18 protein-coding genes are annotated in these 19,198 nt (G+C 71.1%); 13 read left to right on the top strand and 5 right to left on the bottom strand.

Features of this window, described 5'->3' with window-relative positions; translation table 11 throughout:
* Positions 1 to 72: 72 nt before the first annotated feature.
* The 3 genes from A3IG_RS31415 to A3IG_RS0126445 form a co-directional block, all read right to left on the bottom strand.
* Positions 73 to 1,527 carry a DHA2 family efflux MFS transporter permease subunit gene (locus A3IG_RS31415; protein WP_018386607.1) on the bottom strand — a complete coding sequence of 485 codons (1,455 nt, stop codon included), beginning with the start codon at positions 1,525 to 1,527 and terminating at the stop codon, positions 73 to 75.
* A gap of 512 nt (positions 1,528 to 2,039) precedes the next feature.
* On the bottom strand, positions 2,040 to 2,684 hold the full coding sequence (locus tag A3IG_RS35795; RefSeq protein WP_018386606.1) for a TetR/AcrR family transcriptional regulator: 645 nt from the start codon (positions 2,682 to 2,684) through the stop codon (positions 2,040 to 2,042).
* 185 nt (positions 2,685 to 2,869) lie between these two features.
* A complete protein-coding gene (locus A3IG_RS0126445) occupies positions 2,870 to 3,568 on the bottom strand; it encodes a GDSL-type esterase/lipase family protein (protein WP_018386605.1) in 699 nt (232 codons plus the stop codon).
* A gap of 442 nt (positions 3,569 to 4,010) precedes the next feature.
* Here A3IG_RS0126445 and A3IG_RS0126440 point away from each other — a divergent pair, with 442 nt between their 5' ends.
* Positions 4,011 to 4,772: an AfsR/SARP family transcriptional regulator gene (locus tag A3IG_RS0126440; RefSeq protein WP_018386604.1), complete on the top strand. Its 762-nt coding sequence runs from the start codon at positions 4,011 to 4,013 to the stop codon at positions 4,770 to 4,772.
* A gap of 73 nt (positions 4,773 to 4,845) precedes the next feature.
* On the opposite strand, the gene A3IG_RS0126435 is transcribed toward A3IG_RS0126440, so the two are convergent.
* Positions 4,846 to 5,844: a bifunctional lysylphosphatidylglycerol flippase/synthetase MprF gene (locus A3IG_RS0126435; RefSeq protein ID WP_018386603.1), complete on the bottom strand. Its 999-nt coding sequence runs from the start codon at positions 5,842 to 5,844 to the stop codon at positions 4,846 to 4,848.
* A gap of 280 nt (positions 5,845 to 6,124) precedes the next feature.
* Between A3IG_RS0126435 and A3IG_RS0126430 the strand changes: the two genes are divergently transcribed.
* The 10 genes from A3IG_RS0126430 (at position 6,125) to A3IG_RS0126385 (ending at position 16,064) form a co-directional block, all read left to right on the top strand.
* Positions 6,125 to 7,825 (top strand): aldehyde dehydrogenase family protein, encoded by a 1,701-nt coding sequence (locus A3IG_RS0126430; RefSeq protein WP_018386602.1) that lies wholly within the window; start codon positions 6,125 to 6,127, stop codon positions 7,823 to 7,825.
* 130 nt (positions 7,826 to 7,955) lie between these two features.
* On the top strand, positions 7,956 to 9,092 hold the full coding sequence (locus A3IG_RS0126425) for an acyl-CoA dehydrogenase family protein (RefSeq protein ID WP_018386601.1): 1,137 nt from the start codon (positions 7,956 to 7,958) through the stop codon (positions 9,090 to 9,092).
* A gap of 9 nt (positions 9,093 to 9,101) precedes the next feature.
* Positions 9,102 to 10,418 carry an aspartate aminotransferase family protein gene (locus tag A3IG_RS0126420; RefSeq protein ID WP_018386600.1) on the top strand — a complete coding sequence of 439 codons (1,317 nt, stop codon included), beginning with the start codon at positions 9,102 to 9,104 and terminating at the stop codon, positions 10,416 to 10,418.
* Positions 10,419 to 10,423: 5 nt separating this feature from the next.
* A complete protein-coding gene (locus tag A3IG_RS0126415) occupies positions 10,424 to 10,921 on the top strand; it encodes a type II toxin-antitoxin system RatA family toxin (protein WP_018386599.1) in 498 nt (165 codons plus the stop codon).
* 1 nt (position 10,922) lies between these two features.
* Positions 10,923 to 11,411, top strand: a complete 489-nt coding sequence (locus A3IG_RS0126410; protein WP_018386598.1) for a hypothetical protein — start codon at positions 10,923 to 10,925, stop codon at positions 11,409 to 11,411.
* Between the two features lie 3 nt (positions 11,412 to 11,414).
* Positions 11,415 to 12,374, top strand: a complete 960-nt coding sequence (locus tag A3IG_RS0126405) for a hypothetical protein (protein WP_018386597.1) — start codon at positions 11,415 to 11,417, stop codon at positions 12,372 to 12,374.
* Positions 12,371 to 13,453, top strand: a complete 1,083-nt coding sequence (locus tag A3IG_RS0126400; protein WP_018386596.1) for a fatty acid desaturase family protein — start codon at positions 12,371 to 12,373, stop codon at positions 13,451 to 13,453. Before A3IG_RS0126405 ends, A3IG_RS0126400 begins: the two co-directional genes overlap by 4 nt.
* A complete protein-coding gene (locus A3IG_RS0126395; protein WP_018386595.1) occupies positions 13,450 to 14,463 on the top strand; it encodes a beta-ketoacyl-ACP synthase III in 1,014 nt (337 codons plus the stop codon). Before A3IG_RS0126400 ends, A3IG_RS0126395 begins: the two co-directional genes overlap by 4 nt.
* A gap of 105 nt (positions 14,464 to 14,568) precedes the next feature.
* Complete coding sequence (locus tag A3IG_RS0126390) at positions 14,569 to 14,820, top strand: acyl carrier protein (RefSeq protein WP_018386594.1); 252 nt, start codon at positions 14,569 to 14,571, stop codon at positions 14,818 to 14,820.
* Entirely contained in the window at positions 14,820 to 16,064 is a 1,245-nt protein-coding gene (locus A3IG_RS0126385; RefSeq protein WP_018386593.1) for a beta-ketoacyl-[acyl-carrier-protein] synthase family protein, read from the top strand. Before A3IG_RS0126390 ends, A3IG_RS0126385 begins: the two co-directional genes overlap by 1 nt.
* 77 nt (positions 16,065 to 16,141) lie before the next feature.
* Here the strand turns inward: A3IG_RS0126385 and A3IG_RS0126380 are convergent, their stop codons facing one another.
* Entirely contained in the window at positions 16,142 to 16,339 is a 198-nt protein-coding gene (locus A3IG_RS0126380; RefSeq protein ID WP_018386592.1) for a DUF397 domain-containing protein, read from the bottom strand.
* Positions 16,340 to 16,559: 220 nt separating this feature from the next.
* Here A3IG_RS0126380 and tgmC point away from each other — a divergent pair, with 220 nt between their 5' ends.
* Together tgmC and A3IG_RS0126370 are read left to right on the top strand one after the other, a co-directional pair.
* Complete coding sequence (gene tgmC / locus A3IG_RS0126375) at positions 16,560 to 17,693, top strand: ATP-grasp peptide maturase system methyltransferase (protein ID WP_018386591.1); 1,134 nt, start codon at positions 16,560 to 16,562, stop codon at positions 17,691 to 17,693.
* Between the two features lie 237 nt (positions 17,694 to 17,930).
* Positions 17,931 to 19,133 (top strand): helix-turn-helix domain-containing protein, encoded by a 1,203-nt coding sequence (locus tag A3IG_RS0126370; RefSeq protein ID WP_018386590.1) that lies wholly within the window; start codon positions 17,931 to 17,933, stop codon positions 19,131 to 19,133.
* The last annotated feature ends 65 nt before the right edge of the window (positions 19,134 to 19,198 follow it).

Genomic DNA, 19,198 nt, shown 5'->3' with positions numbered 1-19,198 from the left:
TGCGGAGTTGCTGGACTCCCTGGGTATACGGCGTGCCGGGCCCCGCCCCCCGCGGCCGGCAGCACCGGTCGCTCAGCGGGCCGGGGCCTGCTGCGACGCCCCCTGGGCGCCGGTCTTGTCCCCGCCGTTTCCGGCGGGGGCCGGTGCGGCCTGGAAGACCAGACCGATCGCGGCCACACCGGTCAGCAGCGCGGCGATCCCGCAGAAGGCGTAGACCGTGCCGAAGTCATCGACGCTGATCGCCTTCCCACTGAGCATGGTCGCCATGGACGCGATGCCGATCGCGCCACCGATCTGCCGCGCCGTCTGGTTCAGCCCCGTGGCCCCGGCGAAGCGCAGCGGGGAGACCGACAGGGCCGCCGCCGTCGAGGTCCCGGTGGTGACGGCGCCCATGGCGATGCCGGCCAGGGTGCCCAGCGGCAGCCAGTACGCCAGGAACATCGAGTCCTCGGGGAGGGTGAACGCCAGGAACAGACCGGTCGCGCCCAGCAGCACGGAGCCGGCCATCACCACCACGCGCACCCCGTACTTGGTCTGGAGCTTGCCCACGTACAGCGCGGTGAGGGTGGCGGCGATCGCCCCCGGTGTCATCGCCAGGCCGGCCTTGAGCTCGGACCACTCCCATGCCGAGGTCACGTACAGCACGCCGACCAGGAGCCAGGCGTACAGGCAGGCGCCGTAGAAGAACGAGGCCACGTTGGACAGGGCGAAGGTGCGGCTGCGCCACAACGAGGTCTCCACGGCCGGGACCGCGTGGCGGGAGGAGCGCCACAGGGTCAGGCCCAGGGCCAGGGCGCCGCCGCCGATGCACAGCCAGGTCCTGGCGTTGCCCCAGTCCCAGTCGCTGCCCTTGGAGATGCCCAGGCACAGCAGGCCGACGGCGGTGCCGAGCAGCACGGTGCCCACCACGTCGGGCAGCCTGCTCCCCTCGGGACGGGTGGTCCGGGGGATGATGCCGGCGCAGAGCAGCAGGCCGAGGCCGAGCGGAACGTTGATCAGGAACAGCGAGCGCCAGCCGAACGCGTCCACCATCACGCCGCCGAGCGAGGGCCCCACCGCGGCGGCGAGGGCGGAGGCGGCGCTCCACTGGCCGATCGCGGCCCGGCGGCGTTCCGGCGGGGTGTCGACGAGGACGATGGCGAGGGAGGCCGGAATCATCGCCGCGGCACCGGCGCCCTGGAGGGCTCGGGCGGTGAGCAGCAGGGGCAGGTTGGGGGCGAGCGCACACAGCAACGACATCAGGGTGAAGCAGCTCATGCCGCCGATGAACAGCGACCTCCTGCCGACCACGTCGGCGACGCGGCCGGCCGGCGCCAGCAGCGCGGCGAACAGGGTCGCGTAGATGGTGATCACCCATGACAGGTCCGCTAAGGCCGCGTCCTCGAAGTCCTCGGCGAGGTCGGGTATCGCCAGGTTGACGATGGTGACGTCGAGGACGGCCAGGAACGTCGCGCCGGATGCGAGCAGCAGCAGCGGAAGGTAGCCGCGCCGCGCGGCCTCCGCTGTGCCGGGGGACGGTTGACTCATCATGCCTCCTACATACCGATGGTCGGAATGTATTGCGTACGGCGCGGGCACGTCAACGGCCCACGGCGCGCGGGGGGTTGCCGGAGCAGGGCCGGGGCGGCACGGGGAGAACGACGGCCGGGGCGGGCCGGGGCGCGGCGGCTGGCACGGGGGGCGGAGCGCGGCGGTCGGGCCTCGTGCGCGGACGGTGGCGCCCCGCCCGGTTCGAGGTGGGCGTCAGGGGGCTCGCCGACTACCCGGGGGAGGCGTACCGGGTAGCCGACTCACGGGCGTTGACGGTAGTGACCGGGCTCTCGCAGTGCCCTGGACGAACGGTCAAACACCGTTCTCCGCCTCCGCCAGGCAGCGGCGGGGACGCGCGGCGCGGTCAGCCTCCGTCCGCTCCGGCGCGGTCAGCCCGGGCGCCGTCGCCGCGGTGGTCGAGGACGAGCCCAACGGGCCCGCACCGAGGAGGACCCCGCCCCGTCGGGGGTCGGGGCGGGGGGCTGGGGTGCTCCGGGCGGCCCCGGGAGTCAGCCCTGGTTGACCAGGGAGCCGTCCACCGACAGGGCGGTGAACAGCAGGCGCAGCTCCTCGAGGGTCTCCCGGTGCAGGCGGTCCTGCTGGTCCTCCTCACACCGGGCCAGGGCCATCGCGGACTCGCAGATGGAGCCGTACAGGATGGTGGCCAGCGGATCGACCGGACGGGCCGCGATGCGACCCTCGTCCATCGCCCGGGCGACCGCCGCCCGGACCAGGTCGAAGCAGCCGGAGCGGATCTCCCGCAGCACCAACCAGCCCAGCGCGCTCGGCGCGTCGAGCTGGGTGATCTGCTGGACCGCCGGGTCCATGGACACCTCGAGGAACGCGCGGCAGCCCTCGAACACCGCCGACCAGGAGTCGTCCTGGCTCGCCCGGTAGGCGGCGGCCACCGCGGCGGCGATCCGCTCCTGTTCTCCCGCGCAGACCACCCGGAAGAGCTCTTCCTTGTTCTTGAAGTGGTGGTAGAGGGCGCCCTTGCTCACCCGGGCCCGTTCGCACACGGCTTCCAGGGAGGTGGCGGCGTACCCGTCCTGCGCGAACAGCTCCCTGGCGGCGTTGACCAGGTCGGCGGCTGTGGCTTCACTGCGCTCCCGCTGGGTCCTGCGGGGAATGCGAGGGTGGCGGGAGACGGTCATGTATACGATTCTCCTCGCCTGCAGACGACCAGTGAACAGCGTGACCGGCTCGCCACCGCGATCTGGCCGTGCCCGACGCCCGTGGCCCGTCAGGCCCGTGTCGCGATCCGGGCACACCGGCCGCATAACATACCGACGTTCGGATTTTACGGTTCCCGTACTCGGCGAGTCAACGAGTTCATCACTCAATGACTTCTTCGGCCCAGGGTCACGTGGGCCCCCAGCCGGCGGACCACCTCGGCCGCCGCGACGGCGTGCCCCCGGCCGCTCCACTGCCGCCCGTCCCCGTCGTAGACGTCCGCCTCGGCACCCGCCGGGTGACCCGCCAGGTCAACGTGGAGCGCGCCGTGCCGCAGCGACACCACCGCGGTGCGTTCGACCAGCAGCCGCAGCCGGTCGCGCAGGCGGTTCCGCTCCTCGACCGGCACGACGTCCGTGCGGGTGACGTCGAACGGCGACACCGTCAGCACCTCGCAGCCGACGTCCCGCAGCGGCGCCACGATCCGGCTCAGCTCCATCTCGAAGGCGTCGGCGTCGAACGAGCGGCGACGGACGTCGTCCGTACCGCAGAACACGGCCGCCAGGTCACAGGTGAAGTCCAGTGCGGCGGCGAGCTGCTGCGACCGCACCTGGGCGACGACCACTCCACGCTTGGCCAGGTTGAGGTGGGCCAGGTCCGGTCGGACGGCTCGTAACGTCCCGGCGACCCGCTCCGTCCACGACGTCAGGGCGCCTCCCCGGACCCCACGCCGCGCCACCGTCGCGCCACCGTCACCCAGGACCACGAACCGGCGCCACCCGGCACCGGCGAGCAGCCGCCCCGCCTCGCCCGCCCGCAGACCGTGGGGGTCCACCTGGTGCCCCGTGCTTGGCCTCGTCGCCATCGCCGTCTCCTCCACGAAGAGTGCTGGTACCGGCGCGACGGGCGTCTCCACCGCGCCGGGCCGGGCGCCCCGCCCGGCGACCGACCCGAGCCTAGGCCGTATCGAACACGCCTTTGACTGCACTCCGCGTCGCGAGGGACGATCCCTCTTGACGCGCCAGCACTCCGGCCGACGCAAGCGGAACCCAAGGGTCGGTCGATCACGACTCGAGGCCGCTTACAGGGGGAGATGGATGATGAGGCAGTCCCCTGTCCACTCGGACCTGACGCAGTGTCGATCCACCCTGTAAGACCCGCTGCCACCGTGGCTTGGAGGATGCCGACGCGTACCCCCGCTGCTCCCACGCCGGGCGGGCGGTCCGCCTTTCGGGCCGCACCAACGCCGTACCGCCGATCGGGCCGGTCACTCGCCGGTCGCGCTGCCGAAAGGGGCGGAACACGATATGCAGGTCAACATTCTCGGGTCGCTGGAAGTGGTGGACGAGGGCATCTCGCTCAGCATCCCGGGTGAGAAGCTCCGGGCCATCCTCGCCGTCCTGGCGCTCACCCCCGGCAGCCCCGTGTCCCGCGATGATCTCATAGACGAGCTGTGGGCGGAGGAACCTCCCCGCAACGCGGAGAACTCCCTCCAGGGGCACATCGCCAGACTCCGCAGAATCCTCGCCGAACGCACCGGTCGGGAAAGTCTGCGCTCCATCATCCAGACGTCCTACTCCGGCTACACCCTTGCCATTCCCACCCATGACGTGGACGCCCTCCGCTTCTACGACCTCGTGCTGCACGCGGAGACCGTGCACGAGGAGCATCCCCGGCGCACCGTGGTGCTGCTCACCGAGGCGCTGCGGCTGTGGCGCGGACCGGCGCTGCTGGACGCCGGCCACGGCATGATCTGCCGGATGGCCTACGCCCGGCTCGCCGAGACCCGGCTCACCGCCCGCGAACAGCTCTTCGACGCCAAGCTCAAGCTGGACATGCACCGTTCCGTCATCACCGAACTCGAACAGCTCCACGCGCAGTACCCGCTGCGTGAGCGGTTCTGCGAGCAGTTGATGACCGCGCTGTACCGGTCCGGCCGGCAGGCCGACGCCCTGGACGCCTACCACCGCACCCGGCAGCGTCTCGCCCAGGACCTGGGCCTCGAACCCGGCCAGGCGCTGCGGGCCAAGTTCCACGAGATCCTGCGCCAGGACCCCGCCCTGCTGTGACGCTCCCCCGGCACGGCGGGAGCCCCGGGGACCACCGCGGTCCGGACCCGGGACGGTCCGGACCGCAGCGCCCCTACACGGACTTGGTCACCCTCAGCACCTGCCAGATCGCCCCGAACCTGGCCCGGCCGTGGAAGGCGAGGTACTCGGGGAGCACCAGGTGCGGGTTCCACTTCTCCTTGTAGGCGAGCTGGCTCGCCGCCGGGTACACCTTCTCCCCGTGGTCGGCGAGGAACCGCATGAACCTCGCGGTGCCCCGGCTCGCCGAGGAGACCTCGTGGTCCGGTGAGAGGCTGGTGAACGGGGTGAAGCCGAAGTGCAGCCATTCGGCCCCCTCGTTCTTGAACGTCTCCATGGCCTGGAGGTTGATCGCCTCCATCACCCCGGGGGCGACGCTGGGGACGCGCCGGCTCAGGTCGTGGAGCCATCCCGGACGGGAGCCGTACGCCGGTGAGTAGGAGATGTACGCCACCGGAACCCCCTCGACCCGGCCGAGGAGCAGGCGGCGCTCCCGTTGGGCCGGCCCGCCGCACTGTCCCACCAGGAACTCGATCTCCTTGACGTGGCGGCCCTTGCCGCGCAGCCACTGGCGGTCGATCGTCTCGATGTCCTGCTGGCACTTCTCCAGGGGCACCTCACTGACCTCGAGCCCGCTCCGCCTGGCGCGGGATATCTTGTTCCGCAGCTTCATGAAGCGGGTGCCGCGCAGGGTGAACTCGGGCAGGTGCACCGAGTAGGAACCGCCCACCTGGTTGACCGTGAAGCCGGACTCCGCGTACAGCTCCGCGTCGGAGCGCTGGAGCTGGATCGCCACCACCCGCCGCCGCTGTTCCCCGGCGAAGTCGAGGAACGCGGTCAGCAGCGCCGCCTGGTCCTCGGGGGCCGCGAACGGGCCGCCGAACTGGATCAGGTAACGTCCGGCTCGGCGATAGGCCACCACTCCGTCCACGGCCCGGGTGGTGAAGTACTCGTTGCCGGTGTTCAGCGCCAGGAAGGCACTCGGGTTCTCACCGTGTGCCCGCAGGCAGTTGAGAACCGCGTCGAAGCTGGTGCCCTCGTCCACAGTGGTCATGTTCGCTCCTCCTGCCGTCGCGCCGACGCCGGTGAGGCCTACCGGTGCCCGCTGGAACCGCCGGGGGCTCCGGTGCAGCTCGCCAGGCCGGCCGGCCCCGGGCCGCGGTGCCGTCCGCCCGGACGACCACGCTCCTCCTTCGCTCTTGCACCCCGCTGACGGGGCGGTCTCAGTGCGGTCTCCGAAGGTTTTCAGGTGCTGCTGAGAGAGTTCTCGCCGACGCACCGCATGTCGCATATGCCCGTGCCGCTCGCAAGGGCAGGAGAAAGCGGAGGAAAGCGTGAGCAGCCTCGAGTTGTCGGCACCGGTGTCACGCCGACGGGATCCCGCCGCGTCCGCCCCGCCCCGCCGGGCCGGTCAGGACGTTCGCACCTACCTCTCCTACATCGACGGCAAGGGGGTGCCGAGCACCGACTGGGTGTACGTCGTGGACGCTGCGGCTCTGCTTGAGGACGCGTTCTCGAGCCTGACCCTGAAGCGGAAGCTGGAACAGGGACGGGTTCCCGCCCAGGACCTGCCCGCCAGCATCGTGGGCCGGGTCGCCAAGGCGGACCGGGCCACGGTGCAGCTCGCGGTGGAGGCGGCCTCCCGGGCGGCCCCGCAGTGGGCGGCCTTCCCCCTGGAGACCCGGTTGACCGCGGTCGGCGCGGGCATCCACCGCAGGCTCGCGGAGAAGGCGGAGGAGATCACCGAGATCCTGGTCCAGGAGGGGCACCCGCTGGCCCTGGCCCGCTGGCAGGTCTCGGGCATGCTCGAGTGCTTCGGCCCGGAGTCGCTCGGCTTCTACCGGTCGCAGATGCACCAGGAGTTCCGGCACGACGGGCGGCGGATCGTGGTGCGCCGGCAGCCGGACGGGGTGGTGTGCCTGAACCCGCCGCAGAACGCGCCGTTGTCCAGCGCCCTGCTCGGGGTGAACGCGGTGATGGCCGGCAACGCGCTGGTGGTCCGCGCCCCGCGCAGCGGCCCGCTCGGGGTGATGTACGTGCTGCACGAGGTGGTGGCCCCGGTGCTGGAGGAGGTCGGTGCCCCGCCCGGCACGCTCAACGTGGTCTGCGGCGACCCGGCCCCGATGCTCACCGCCTGGCTGGAGAGCCCCGCGGTGGACGACATCATGTACTTCGGCAACAGCGAGAACGGCATGAAGTTCCAGGAGCGCTGCGTCGCCGCCGGCAAGAAGCCCATCCTGGAGCTGGCCGGCAACGACGCGGTGGTGGTCTGGAAGGACGCCGACCTGGAGCTGGCCGCGGAGGCGCTGACCGAGAGTTTCTACGGTTCGGGTCAGCTCTGCATGATCCCCAACCAGGTGGTGGCGCACCCGGACGTCGTCGATGAGCTGGTTGCCCTGCTGGCCCGGAAGGTCGGCCACATCCGCCCCGGACACCCCGGGGAGGAGGACGTGCTGCTGACGCCGGTGCTGCGGAACGAGAAGTTCTTCGACTGTCTGGACGACGCGCTGGCCAGGGGCGCCGAGTTGGTGTGCGGCGGGCACGCCATGCAGATGGACGAGACCCGGGACACCGCCGGCATCTTCCTGGAGCCGACGGTGGTCCTGGTGCGCGGCCTGGCGGGGGCCCGCGAGGTCAAGGCGGTCCGCCACGAGACGTTCTTCCCACTGCTCCCGGTGATCGCGGCGGAGCCGGCCGACGACGACGTCCTGCTGGAGCGGTTCATCGACTACGTCAACAGCAACGAGTACGGGTTGCGGAACTCGCTGTGGGCGCGGGACCCGCAGGTGGTGGACCGGTTCGTGTCCCGGGTCACCACCGGTGGCCTGTTGAAGGTGAACGACTCGCACATCGGCTTCCTGTCCTACCTGCCCACGCACGGCGGCACCGGCCTGACCGGCGGTGTCTTCGGCGAGGCCAACTACCCCATCCTGCGCACCTCGCACGTCCAGGGCGTGGCGGTGGCCGCCCCCGGCACCCGCCCCCGGGACTCCGTCTTCGGCGCCTGGCACGCGATGCGCAACGGCAGCCGCTGACCGCGCGACCGGCCCGACGGGCCACGCCACCGGGCCGTTCGACCGCACCCCCGGGGCACCGGCGCGCTCCCCGGCCGCCGGCGGCACCCGGGTCACGCCCGCCCACCCCTCCAGGAACCGAGGAAAGCCCATGCGCTCGTTGGAAGCCGCCAAGGATGTCTGCGAATCGTTCCTGCCCGGACTGCTCGACGACCTCGCCGCGATCCCGCTCGCCGAGTTGGAAGCCCCGAAGAGTCCCGCCATGGACCGCTTCCGTGCCCGTGGCGGACCGGGTCTGGTGATCCCCAAGGAGTACAAGGGGGGTGGGGCCGACCCGGTCCAGGCGCTCGCGGTGACCCGCGCCCTGGCCTCGCGGGCGCCGTCGCTGGCCGTCGGCACCACCATGCACCACTTCTCCGTCGCGACCCTGTTCACCCTCGCCGACAGCATCCAGAGCAGCGGCATGGAATGGGCGCTGCTCGAGGGGATCGCCGAGCAGGGGCTGCTGGTCGCCTCGGGGTTCGCCGAGGGCCAGCCGGGCCGGGGCATCCTGACCCCCACCATGACCGCGAGCAAGGCCGAGGGCGGTTTCCTGATCAACGGCGCCAAGAAGCCGTGCAGCCTGGCCCACTCGATGAGCCTGCTCACCGCGAGCGTGTCGCTGCCCACCGACGACGGCGGTGAGCAGATGGCCGTGCTGCTGGTGCCCCGGGAGACCGAGGGGATCAGTGTCCACCCGTTCTGGGGGACCAGGACCCTGGCCGGTGCGGAGAGCGACGAGGTGCGGCTGGAGAACGTCTTCGTCGACGAGCAACTGCTGATGCGCACCGAGCTCGGCGAGGCCGGGGAGCTGGACCAGCTCCAGACCGTGGGCTTCATCTGGTTCGAGCTGCTGATCTCCGCCTGCTACCTGGGCATGGTCAGCACCCTGGTGGAGAGGGTGCTGGTCCGGGGCCGGGGCAGCGACTCGGACCGGGCGCGGTTGGTGGCCCGGCTGGAGACCGCGCAGCTCCTGCTCGAGGGCACCGCCCGCATGATCAGGGACGGCGAGGCCGACAACGCCGGCCTCGCCAAGTCGCTGGTCGCCAGGTACGCGGCCCAGGACGCGCTGGGGGACGCCCGCAACCGCGCGGTGGAACTGCTCGGCGGTATGGCGTTCATCGGCTCGGACGAGGTGTCGTACCTCGCCGCCGCCTCCCACGGGCTCTCCTTCCACCCGCCGTCCCGGGACAGCTTCACCGGGCCGTTCCTGGACCACGTCGCGGGCCGGCCGCTCCGTCTGACCTGAGGGAGAAACATGAGTATCACGCCGACCACGCGGCCCGCGTCCGGGGCCGCGTCACCAGCCACCGCCGACGTCCCGGGCCGTGAGGAGCTGGGACGGCTGTACCGCACCCGGCTCAACAAGGGCCGCGCCGTGCTCGGCGAGATGTTCGGCGGCCACATCGAGGTGGCTTCCGAGGGTGCCTGGGTCACCACGAGCGAGGGTAAACGATTCCTCAACTGCGGTGGCTACGGCGTGCTGCTCACCGGCGCCCGGCACCCCACGGTGCTGCGGTACGTGACCGAGCAGCTCGGCCGGCACCCCGTGGCCACCAGGATCTTCCTCGAGCCGCAGGCCGCGCTCGCCGCCGACGACCTGGTCTCGATCTGCCCGCCCGGCCTGGAACGCGTGCACTTCGCGCTGTCCGGCGCGGAGGCCGTGGAGACCGCGATCAAGATGGCCCGCACCCACGGCAAGCGCCGGCTGGTCGCCATGCGCGACGGCTACCACGGCAAGACCATGGGCGCGCTCAGCCTCACCGGCAAGGACGTCTTCCAGGAGCCGTTCCGGCCCCTGCTGTCCCTGACCACCCACGTGCCGTTCGGTGACACCGGGGCGCTGCGCGCGGTGTTGGCCGACTCGGGGGGCGAGGCGTGCGTGGTGGTCGAACCGGTCCAGGGCGAGGCCGGTGTGGTCATCCCACCGGACGGCTACCTGCGCGCCGTGCAGGAGCTGTGCCGCCAGTACGACGCGTTCTTCGTGCTCGACGAGATCCAGACCGGCATGGGCCGGCTCGGCTCCTGGTGGGGAGCGGACTTCGAGGACGTCACCCCCGACGTGCTGCTGGTCGGCAAGGGCCTCAGCGGCGGGGTGGTCCCGGTCTCGGCCGCAGTGGCCACCCGCGAGGCGTTCTCCGTCTTCGACAAGGACCCCTACCTGCACACCTCGACGTTCTCCCAGGTGCCGCTCGCGATGGCCGCGGCCCGCGGGTCCATCGCCGCGATGCGCGAGGACGGGCTGGTGGAGCGGGCCAGGGAACTCGGTGACGAACTGCTGCCGAACCTCGGCGCCATCGTCCGCGGCCACTTCGGCGACGCGGTCCGCGAGGTGCGCGGGCGCGGACTGCTGCTGGGCATCGAGTTCGCCGAGCCGGGACCCGCCGGGGACCTGTTGATCGAGCTCGCCCTGCAGGGCGTGGTCGCCAACCACTCGCTCAACTCCCACCTGGTCCTGCGGCTCACCCCGCCCGCGGTCCTGACCAGGGACGACGTGGACTTCCTCTACGCGGCAGTTGACCGCGCCTGCCAGATGCAGGCAGCCCGGTACGCACCCACATCAGAAGGTGGCTGAAACCCATGCGCAGCGCACACCTGACCGTTCGCGTCGACGACATCGATCCGGGTACCGCCTTCGACCGGATCAAGGACTTCTCGCGCTATCCGGAACTCAGCGATGTGGTGCGCTCGGTCACCGTCCACGAGGTGACCGACGACGAGGAGAGCAGCGACTGGGAGGTGTACTTCCGCAACGGAATCCTCACCTGGAGCGAGGCGGACCGCTTCGACCGGGACGCGCTGCGGATCTCCTTCAGCCAGTTGGACGGCGACTTCGCGGACTTCTCCGGGACGTGGCAGATCACCCCGGACGCCGACGGCTGCCTGGTGGCGTTCACCGCCGAGTTCGACTTCGGCATCCCCAGCCTCGCCGGAATCCTGGACCCGGTCGCCGAACGGGTGCTGAAGGAGACCATCGCCCGGGTGGTGGTCAGCCTCTTCGAGACGGCGGCCGTGGTCGGAGACGACACCCTCGCCCGCGCGGTCGCCGCCGCGCCCGTGGCCGCCGGGGGGCGCTGACATGGACGGGAAGAACCACTTCGAGACCCCCACCACCTACCGGTTGCTGCGGGCGGAGTACGGGCTCGGCCTGGTCGTGGCCAGCACCCTGTTCTTCGTCCACCTGGGGGACATCAACTGGTGGGCCTTCGCCGGGCTCTTCGTCTACATCGACCTCATCGGGTACATCCCGGGGGCGATCGTCTACCACCGGAGCAAGGACAAGCAGATCTCCAAGGTCTACTACGTCCTCTACAACACCATGCACAGTCTGGTCACCCAGGGTCTGGTCACGCTGCTGTGGATCTGGCTGTGGGGTCCGGAGTGGGCGCTGCTGGCCCTGCCCATCCACCTGTGCGGTGACCGTGCGCTGTTCGGGAACTTCCTGAAGCCCTTCGCCCTGCACTTCGAACCGGTCGCCCACCCCGCCTACCTGCGGTTCCGCAGCGAGTTCGAGGCAGCAAGCACCGACCGCGCCCTGCTCGTCGAGCAGGTCGATACGAGGAGTTGACCGTTGACCGACCAGAAGATCCCTGCCGAGGCCGACTGGGAGAACGCCCCCTCGCTGGTCGACGGGGCCATGAGCCTTGAGCTGACCGCGGCCTCCTGCAACCTCCAGTACTGGCTCCGCGCGGTCCCCCAGGGAACGTTGCGCGGCAATGTGCTGGGCCACGCCGACGACGTCGGCACCCCGGAGATCACCAGCCGGCCCGGGCCGTTGAACGACGCGCTCACCCAGGAGCTGGCGTTCCGGTCGATCGCCGAGGAGAAGGCCACCCGGGCCATCTCCTACCTGGTGGCGCTCGCCCCCGACAACGACTCCATGGAGTTCTACGCCACCCAGCTCATGGACGAGGCCCGGCACGCCATGGTCTTCCGCAGCCACCTGCTGGACCTGGGCATCCCCCAGGCCGAGCTGTGGCAGTCCATCGAACGGCTGGCCCGCGAGGACAAGGACGGCATCCTGGTGCCGCTCGAGGACCTGGGCCTGCGGGTGCTGCGCGACGAGAGCGACTTCATCGGCGGGGTCGTGGTGCTCACCATCCTCGTCGAGGGCGTGCTCGCACCCGCCGCCGAACTGAGCGAGCGCAAGTGGAAGATCTTCGATCCGGCGGCGTCCGAGATCGAGCGCGGGGCAGCGATCGACGAGATCCGGCACCTCACCGTCGGCAGCTCCATCGCCCGCGAGTACCTGCTGAAGCACCCCGAGGAGAAGGACCGCATCCTCGAGCTGATCAACAGCGGCCGGCACCTGTGGAAGGACCTGCCGGCCCAGGCGATGATGGAGCGCCGCGAGGGCCTGTTCCAGCAGGGCATCGAGGAGCACGGGCACCTGCTCGGGGACTACGAGGTGTGGCCGGGCCGACGCCTGGTGGACACCACCCCGGACGAGCGCATCGCCACCGCGCACGAGTGGGCCGACCGCATGCAGCAGCAGCGACTGGTGTACATGGGCCTGGAGGAAGCGCTGTGACCGATGTCGAGCGCCCGGCGGCGGCCAACAGCGGGACGCTGTCCCACACCGGCAGTTTCGAGGAGATCTCCAAGCTGGTGCGGGACGCGGGGCTGATGGATGTCCGGCCCGGCTACTACACGTACAAGATCACGGTTAACGCGCTGCTGCTCATCGGCTCCTGGGCGCTGTTCGTGGTGGTGGGCGACTCGTGGTGGCAGATGGCCGTCGCGGTCCTGCTGGCGTTCGTCACCACCCAGACCGACCTGATCGGGCACGACGCCGGCCACCGGCAGCTCTTCCGCACCAAGCGCGGCAACGAGGTGGTCGGCTACATCCACGGCAACGTGCTGTCCGGGGTGAGCTTCGGCTGGTGGGTGGGCCACCACACGCAGCACCACAACTACCCCAACCACCTGTCCAAGGACCCGGACATCCTGCGCCGTCAGGTCATCTTCACCGCCAAGCACCGCGACCGGCGCACCGGGGCCCTGGCCAGGTTCATCGTGCGGCACCAGGCGTGGATGTTCTACATCACCATCATGATGGAGGGCCTGCGGCTGCACCTGTCCGGGTTCATCGCGGCCCGCCGGGGCGCCCTCAAGCGCTACAAGAAGACCGAGCTGACCGTCCTCACCCTGCACCTCGCGGTGTACCTCGTCGCCGTCTTCTGGGTGATGTCCCCGGTCAAGGGCGTGCTGTTCATCCTCATCCACCAGGCCCTCTTCGGCCTCTACATGGGCCTGCTGTTCGCCCCCAACCACAAGGGGCTGCCGGTGCGGGACGGGGACAAGGAGGAGTGGGACTGGCTGACCCGGCAGGTCGTCACCTCCCGCAACCTCATGCCCAACCGGATCACCCACTTCCTCTACGGCGGGCTCAACTACCAGATCGAGCACCACCTGTTCCCGTCGATGCCGCGCAGCAACCTGCGCCGGGCCCACCCGCTGGTGAAGGACTACTGCCTGCGCAACGGCCTGCCCTACGTCGAGTGCACCATGCTCAAGTCGTACCTCGAGGTCTCCGACTACCTCGCCGAGGTCAGCGAGGACGTGCGCCGGCTGGAGAACCCGCGGGTCGCCGCGCAGGGCGCGCAGTGAGCGCCGGCCGGGCCGCCGTGGTCTGCGGCCTCGGTACCTGGCTGCCCCCGCGGGTGGTCACCAACGACGACCTGTCGCAGGTCCTGGACACCAGCGACGAGTGGATCCGCAGCCGCACCGGGATCGGCCAGCGCCACGTCGCCGACCCCACCATGGCCACCTCGGACCTGGCCGTGGAGGCCGGCGGACGGGCCATGAAGTCGGCCGAGGTGGACTCCGTGGACGCGGTGGTCCTGGCCACCACCACCCCGGACCGGCCCTGCCCGGCCACCGCGCCGCTGGTCGCCTCCCGCCTGGGCCTCGGCACGGTCGCGGCGTTCGACGTGGTGGCGGTCTGCACCGGCTTCCTGTACGGGCTCGCCACCGGCGCCGGAATGATCGCCACCGGCGGCGCCGAACGGGTGCTGGTGATCGGCGCGGACACCTTCTCCACCATCCTGGACCCCCACGACCGCTCCACCAGGGCGATCTTCGGGGACGGGGCGGGGGCGGTGGTGCTCCGCGCCGGCCAGCCGGACGAGGACGGCGCCCTGGGCGCGTTCGACCTCGGCAGCGACGGCACCGGCAGCGAACTCATCGTGATCCCGTCCGGCGGTTCCCGGGACCCCCGCAGGGACCCGGACCGGCCGGCGGAGGGAGACGCGGACCCGTACTTCCGGATGGCCGGCAAGTCCGTGTTCCGCAACGCGGTGGAACGGATGACTGCCTCGGCCCGCAAGACCATGACCGACGTGGGCTGGTCCACGCCCCCCGACGTGCTCGTGGCGCACCAGGCGAACCTGCGCATCCTGCACGCGGTCGCGGACCGCGTCGGCATCGCCAGGGACGCCTGCGCCGTCAACCTCGACCGGGTCGGCAACACCGCCGCCGCCTCCATCCCCCTGGCCCTGGCCGACGCCACGCTCAGCGGACTGCTGCGACCGGGGCACCGGCTGCTGATGACCGCGTTCGGCGGCGGCCTGGCCTGGGGGTCCTGCACCATGCGCTGGCCCGCGGTGACCCCCGGGTAACCCGTCCCGGGGTGACCCGCGGGGCCCCGTTCCCAGGGCGGCCGTCCCACTCCCCCGCGCCCGCCCCACAACCCGATCCCCCAACACCCTCTTCAGGAGCCTGACATGAGCGACGTCTACAACCGCCTGGTGGAACTGATGACCGCCGAGTTCGGCTTCGAGGCCGACGAGATCAAGCCCGAGGACACGTTCAACGACCTGGAACTGGACTCGCTGGCCCTGGTGGAGCTGACCATGGCGGTCTCCGCCGACCTGGGCGTGAAGATAGGCGACGACGACCTCGGGCCCGACGACTCCATCGAGCGTGCCGCCCAGATCATCGAGAGCAAGATCGGCGCGTCGCAGGGCGCCGCCTGATGGAGCCCGACCGCACTCCGTTCCACGCCGCGATCACCGGAGTCGGCCTGGTGACCTCGGCCGGGATCGGGGTGTCCGCCGCCTGGGAGCGCGTCAGCGCGGGAACGGGCACCGCGGCCTCCCGGGTGCCGGCCCTGGCGGGCATGCCCGCCGACTTCGCGTGCTGGGTCCCCGACTTCAACGGCGCGAAGGCGGTCGGGCGCAAGAAGGCGTGGCGCCTCGACCGCTGCAACCAGTTCGCCATCGCCGCCGCGGCCGAGGCCCTGGCCGACTCCGGACTCGACCCGGCCACCTGGGACGGCGCCCGGGTCGGCGTGGTCCTGGGCAACGGCATCGGCGGCGCCGCCACCTGGGAGAAGCAGCACCGGACCCTGCTGGACCCGGAGCTCGGCCCGGAACGGGTGTCCGCGCTGCTCATCCCCATGCTGTCGGTCAACATGTCCGCCGGCTACGTGGCCATCGAGTGCGGCGCGAAGGGGCCGAACTTCGTCACCGCCACCGCCTGCGCCTCGGGCACCACGGCGGTGGGGATGGCCCGCGAGCTGCTCCGCTCCGGCCAGTGCGACGTGGTGATCACCGGCGGGACCGAGGCCCCGCTGGTCCCGTCGATCGTCACGGGCTTCAGCCAGATGGGAGCGCTGACCGAGCGGAAGACGGACCTTGCGTCCGCCTCCCGGCCGTTCGACGTGGACCGCGACGGCTTCGTCCCCGCCGAGGGCGCCGCGGTCCTGGTGCTGGAACGGGTCGAGCACGCCCGGGCCCGGGGGGCGGAGATCCACGCCATGGTCAGCGGGTACGGGGCCTCCGCCGACGCCCACCACGCGACGGCGCCCGACCCCGAGGGCCAGGGCGCCGAACGAGCGGTGCGCGCCGCCCTGCGGGACGCCTGCCTGCCCCCGGACGCGGTGGACCACGTCAACGCCCACGGGACCTCCACCCCGCTCAACGACGTCTCCGAGGCCCGGATGATCCGCCGGGTGCTGGGCGACCGCCCCGCGGTGAACTCCGTCAAGGGCGTGGTCGGGCACGCCCTCGGGGCGGCCGGCGCGATCGAGGCGGTGACCACCGCACTGACCGTCCAGCACGGGCTGATCCCGCCGACGGCCAACCTGGAGAGCCAGGACCCGGCGGTGGAACTGGACGTGGTGGCCAAGGCCCCGCGACAGACCCGGGTGGAGGTGGCGGTCAGCAACTCGTTCGGCTTCGGTGGGCAGAACGCGGTCCTGGTGCTGACGTCCGCTTAGGCGCGCCCGGCGAAGGGGCCGCGCCGGACGCGTCGGAGCCCGCCCGGCCAGTGCGCCCGGGCGGGCTTCGACGTCGGTCAGGCGGGCAGCTCCCCCTGCTTCACCGCGGAGACGAACGAGGACCACGCCTCAGCCGTGAAGACCAACGCCGGCCCTGCGGGGTCCTTGGAGTCCCGGACCGGGACCACACCGGGTTGGCTGGTCGAAACCTCGACACACTCACCGTTCTGAGCGCTGCGGCTGCTTTTGAACCATCCGGACGTGTATGCCTGCATCTCCCCTGCTCCCTTGCGGGTAGTTTCTGTGGCGACAGCTTTGACGAACTCCGTGCTGTCCCTGCGGACAACACGTCCGCGGGCCTTGCCGGCCGCGCGGCGGACCTCGACCGCGCACCCGGATGACACCACACATCCGGTGTTCTGACGGTCATTTGCCATCATCTGCCCACTACGGTGGTCAGGAGTCGTCAACTGGTAGCAACCCCAGGACACCCCCATGAGCCCTGACTCCACTGCTCTCCGCCGCGCACTGGCCAACCGGGTCACCGGTGGGGCGAAAGCGACGGACCCGGCCTGGCAGGCGGTCGCGGCCGTTCCCCGCGAGGTGTTCCTCGGCCAGCACCTCTACCGGCCGGCAGGAACGATGTGGGAGCCCGTCCACGTCTCCGACACCAGCGAGGACGAGTGGCTGCGCATGGCCTACTCCGACACCACGTGGGTCACGCAGGTCAACGGCGTCCACGCGGCCGACGCGCCCGGCCCGGTGTCCGGTGCCCCCACATCGTCCTCCACGCTGCCGTCCCTGGTGGTGCGCACCATGGAGGTCGCCGACATCGGGAAGGGCGACCGGGTGCTGGAGATCGGCACAGGCACCGGCTACTCCACCGCGCTCCTGTGCCACCGTCTTGGGGACGCCGGTGTGGTGTCGGTCGAGTATGACGCCGCTCTGGCCGCTGAGGCAGCCGAGCACCTGGCCGCGGCGGGATACGCCCCGACGCTGGTCACGGGGGACGGACTGCTCGGGTACCAGGCTGGCGCCGACTACGACGCCGTGATCTCCACGTGCGCGGTCCGCAGCATTCCCCCGTCGTGGCTGTGGCAGCTACGCGGCGGTGGGAGCATCACCGCGACGATCAGCGGGTGGATGCTCGCGTCCGGCATGATCCGGCTGACCATCGAAGAGGACGGCACGGCCATCGGCCGCTTCACCGGCGACCAGGTGGCGTACATGCTCGCCAGACCGCACGACCGCCCGCCGCGGCCGATGTTCTACCGCCATGAGGGCGATACCCGGCCGTCACAGGTGAATCCCGACCTGCTCGAGGACTGGACGGGGTGCTTCGTCTCCCAACTCGCCGCGCCCTCCGCGGAACTGGTGGGAACCAGCGACGGAGTCGCCCTGGTGGACGTCGCTACCGGGTCCCAAGCGTGGACGGAGCGCACGAGCGAGGGGTGGATGGTCCACCAGGATGGCCCGCTGCGCCTGTGGGACCAGGTGGAGGAGGCCCTGACGGTCTGGCTGGAGGCGGGCTCGCCGGATCAGGCGGCATTCGGCATGACCGTCACCGACTGGGACCAGGTCGTGTGGCTCGGCTCCGCGGACGGCCCGAAGTGGCGCCTGCCGACCTGACGAGCACGGGCGGGCCAGCGCCGGGGGCACATCGGCACCGGGTTCGCGCGGTGCTCTTGACCGCGCGAACCCGATCCACCACTTCGAGTGATGGCCGGCCCCGCGGCGGAACACCTGGCGAGGCGCACCGAGGCCCGCCCGGGCAGTGTGCTCGGGCGGGCCGTTTGTCATCGCCGTTGGGTGGCACGCGGGTACCGTTCCCGTAGGCGGCTGTACGGGAATCGAGGTGTTCCGAACGTGGCGCAGTGGTCCGACTACACCACCGGTGAACGGCTGAAGATCCTCCGGGGCAAGGACCTGACACAGGCCCAACTGGCCGAAAGAACCGGCCTCTCCGTCAAGACGGTGCAGAAGGCCGAGCAGGGCGGCACGGTTTCTCTGCCCACTCTCATGTGTCTGGCCGACGGACTGGGCACGGACGTGTCCGTGATCCTCGGCCAACAGGCTCCACGGCGTTCCATGGGCCAGGACGAACGCACGTCCCTGCGACGCATCGCGTCCGCGGTCCACGACACGGCTTCCGGCCTCCTGCACGCGGACTCGCTCCCTGCTGACGGTGATGAGCTGCGCCGCATCGCCGAGCGGTCGTGGTCGCTGTACTGGGCGGGACTGTACGTGGAGTTGGGCAGCCTCCTACCGCGACTCACCCAGGCCGCCGCGGCCACTCTGCGGCAGTCGCCAAGTGATCCCCGAGGTGTGGTTCGCGGCGTGCTCTCGGACGCTTACCAGATTGCCGGCTGCGTGGCCAACCTGCTGGGCGCCCGGGACCTGGCGTACGCGGCCGTGGGGCACGCACGGGCGGCCGCCGAACTGGCGGAGGACCCGCTGCGTGTCGCCCGGGTCGACTCGGCCCGGTCCTGGGTGTACCTGAGGGACGCCCGACTGGAACAGGCGGAACGCATCGCCGAGAAGGCCGCGCTCTCGGTGGAGCCGCGCTACTCGGACAACCACGCCGACCAGCTCACCGTGTACGGCAACCTGATGGTGTCCGCGGCGGTGGCCGCGTCCCGCCGAGGCGATTCCGTACGGTCGGGTGACTTCATGTCGCAGGCCCAGGCAGCCGGGGCACGGATGGGTCGCGATCAGCACTGTCACGGGGCGGTGTTCGGTCCTGCCACGGCGACCGCCGAGGCCGTGGGCATCAACCTGGCGCTGGGCGAGACCGGCAAGGCACTGCGCCTGATTGACGGGCTGCGTGACCTGTCCGGCCTGCCGAAGGCGGCACGGTACCGGCACCAACTCAATGTCGCGTTGGCGCAGTGCGACGCGAGGATGTGGGACGCCAGTCTGGACACGCTGCTGGACGTCTGCACCACGGCACCGGAGTGGGCCAGACACCAGGCTCTCCCCGGCGTGATCGTGCAGCGGGTGGGCGACGCTTCCACGGCTCGGGTCCGGAAACTGTCGCGCATCCTGGGGGTGTCGGTGTCCATGCGCTGACGTCTCCCACGTCGCATGGGAGCCAGAGGTCTCAGTCCGGCCTGCTCTGACCTTCTGTGGGAGTC

The organism is Wenjunlia vitaminophila DSM 41686, from assembly GCF_000380165.1.
Lineage (GTDB): Bacteria > Actinomycetota > Actinomycetes > Streptomycetales > Streptomycetaceae > Wenjunlia > Wenjunlia vitaminophila.
This window is presented reverse-complemented; position numbering and strand designations above follow the sequence as displayed.

Bases quoted from the DNA above. Each gene is read 5' to 3' on its own strand.
- A3IG_RS0126415 (WP_018386599.1), top strand. From the start codon at position 10,424: ATGCGCAGCGCACACCTGACCGTTCGCGTCGACGACATCGATCCGGGT.
- A3IG_RS0126385 (WP_018386593.1), top strand. From the start codon at position 14,820: ATGGAGCCCGACCGCACTCCGTTCCACGCCGCGATCACCGGAGTCGGC.
- A3IG_RS0126435 (WP_018386603.1), bottom strand. From the start codon at position 5,844: ATGACCACTGTGGACGAGGGCACCAGCTTCGACGCGGTTCTCAACTGC.
- A3IG_RS31415 (WP_018386607.1), bottom strand. From the start codon at position 1,527: ATGAGTCAACCGTCCCCCGGCACAGCGGAGGCCGCGCGGCGCGGCTAC.
- A3IG_RS0126445 (WP_018386605.1), bottom strand. From the start codon at position 3,568: ATGGCGACGAGGCCAAGCACGGGGCACCAGGTGGACCCCCACGGTCTG.
- A3IG_RS0126440 (WP_018386604.1), top strand. From the start codon at position 4,011: ATGCAGGTCAACATTCTCGGGTCGCTGGAAGTGGTGGACGAGGGCATC.
- tgmC (WP_018386591.1), top strand. From the start codon at position 16,560: ATGAGCCCTGACTCCACTGCTCTCCGCCGCGCACTGGCCAACCGGGTC.
- A3IG_RS0126425 (WP_018386601.1), top strand. From the start codon at position 7,956: ATGCGCTCGTTGGAAGCCGCCAAGGATGTCTGCGAATCGTTCCTGCCC.
- A3IG_RS35795 (WP_018386606.1), bottom strand. From the start codon at position 2,684: ATGACCGTCTCCCGCCACCCTCGCATTCCCCGCAGGACCCAGCGGGAG.
- A3IG_RS0126390 (WP_018386594.1), top strand. From the start codon at position 14,569: ATGAGCGACGTCTACAACCGCCTGGTGGAACTGATGACCGCCGAGTTC.
- A3IG_RS0126420 (WP_018386600.1), top strand. From the start codon at position 9,102: ATGAGTATCACGCCGACCACGCGGCCCGCGTCCGGGGCCGCGTCACCA.
- A3IG_RS0126380 (WP_018386592.1), bottom strand. From the start codon at position 16,339: ATGCAGGCATACACGTCCGGATGGTTCAAAAGCAGCCGCAGCGCTCAG.
- A3IG_RS0126410 (WP_018386598.1), top strand. From the start codon at position 10,923: ATGGACGGGAAGAACCACTTCGAGACCCCCACCACCTACCGGTTGCTG.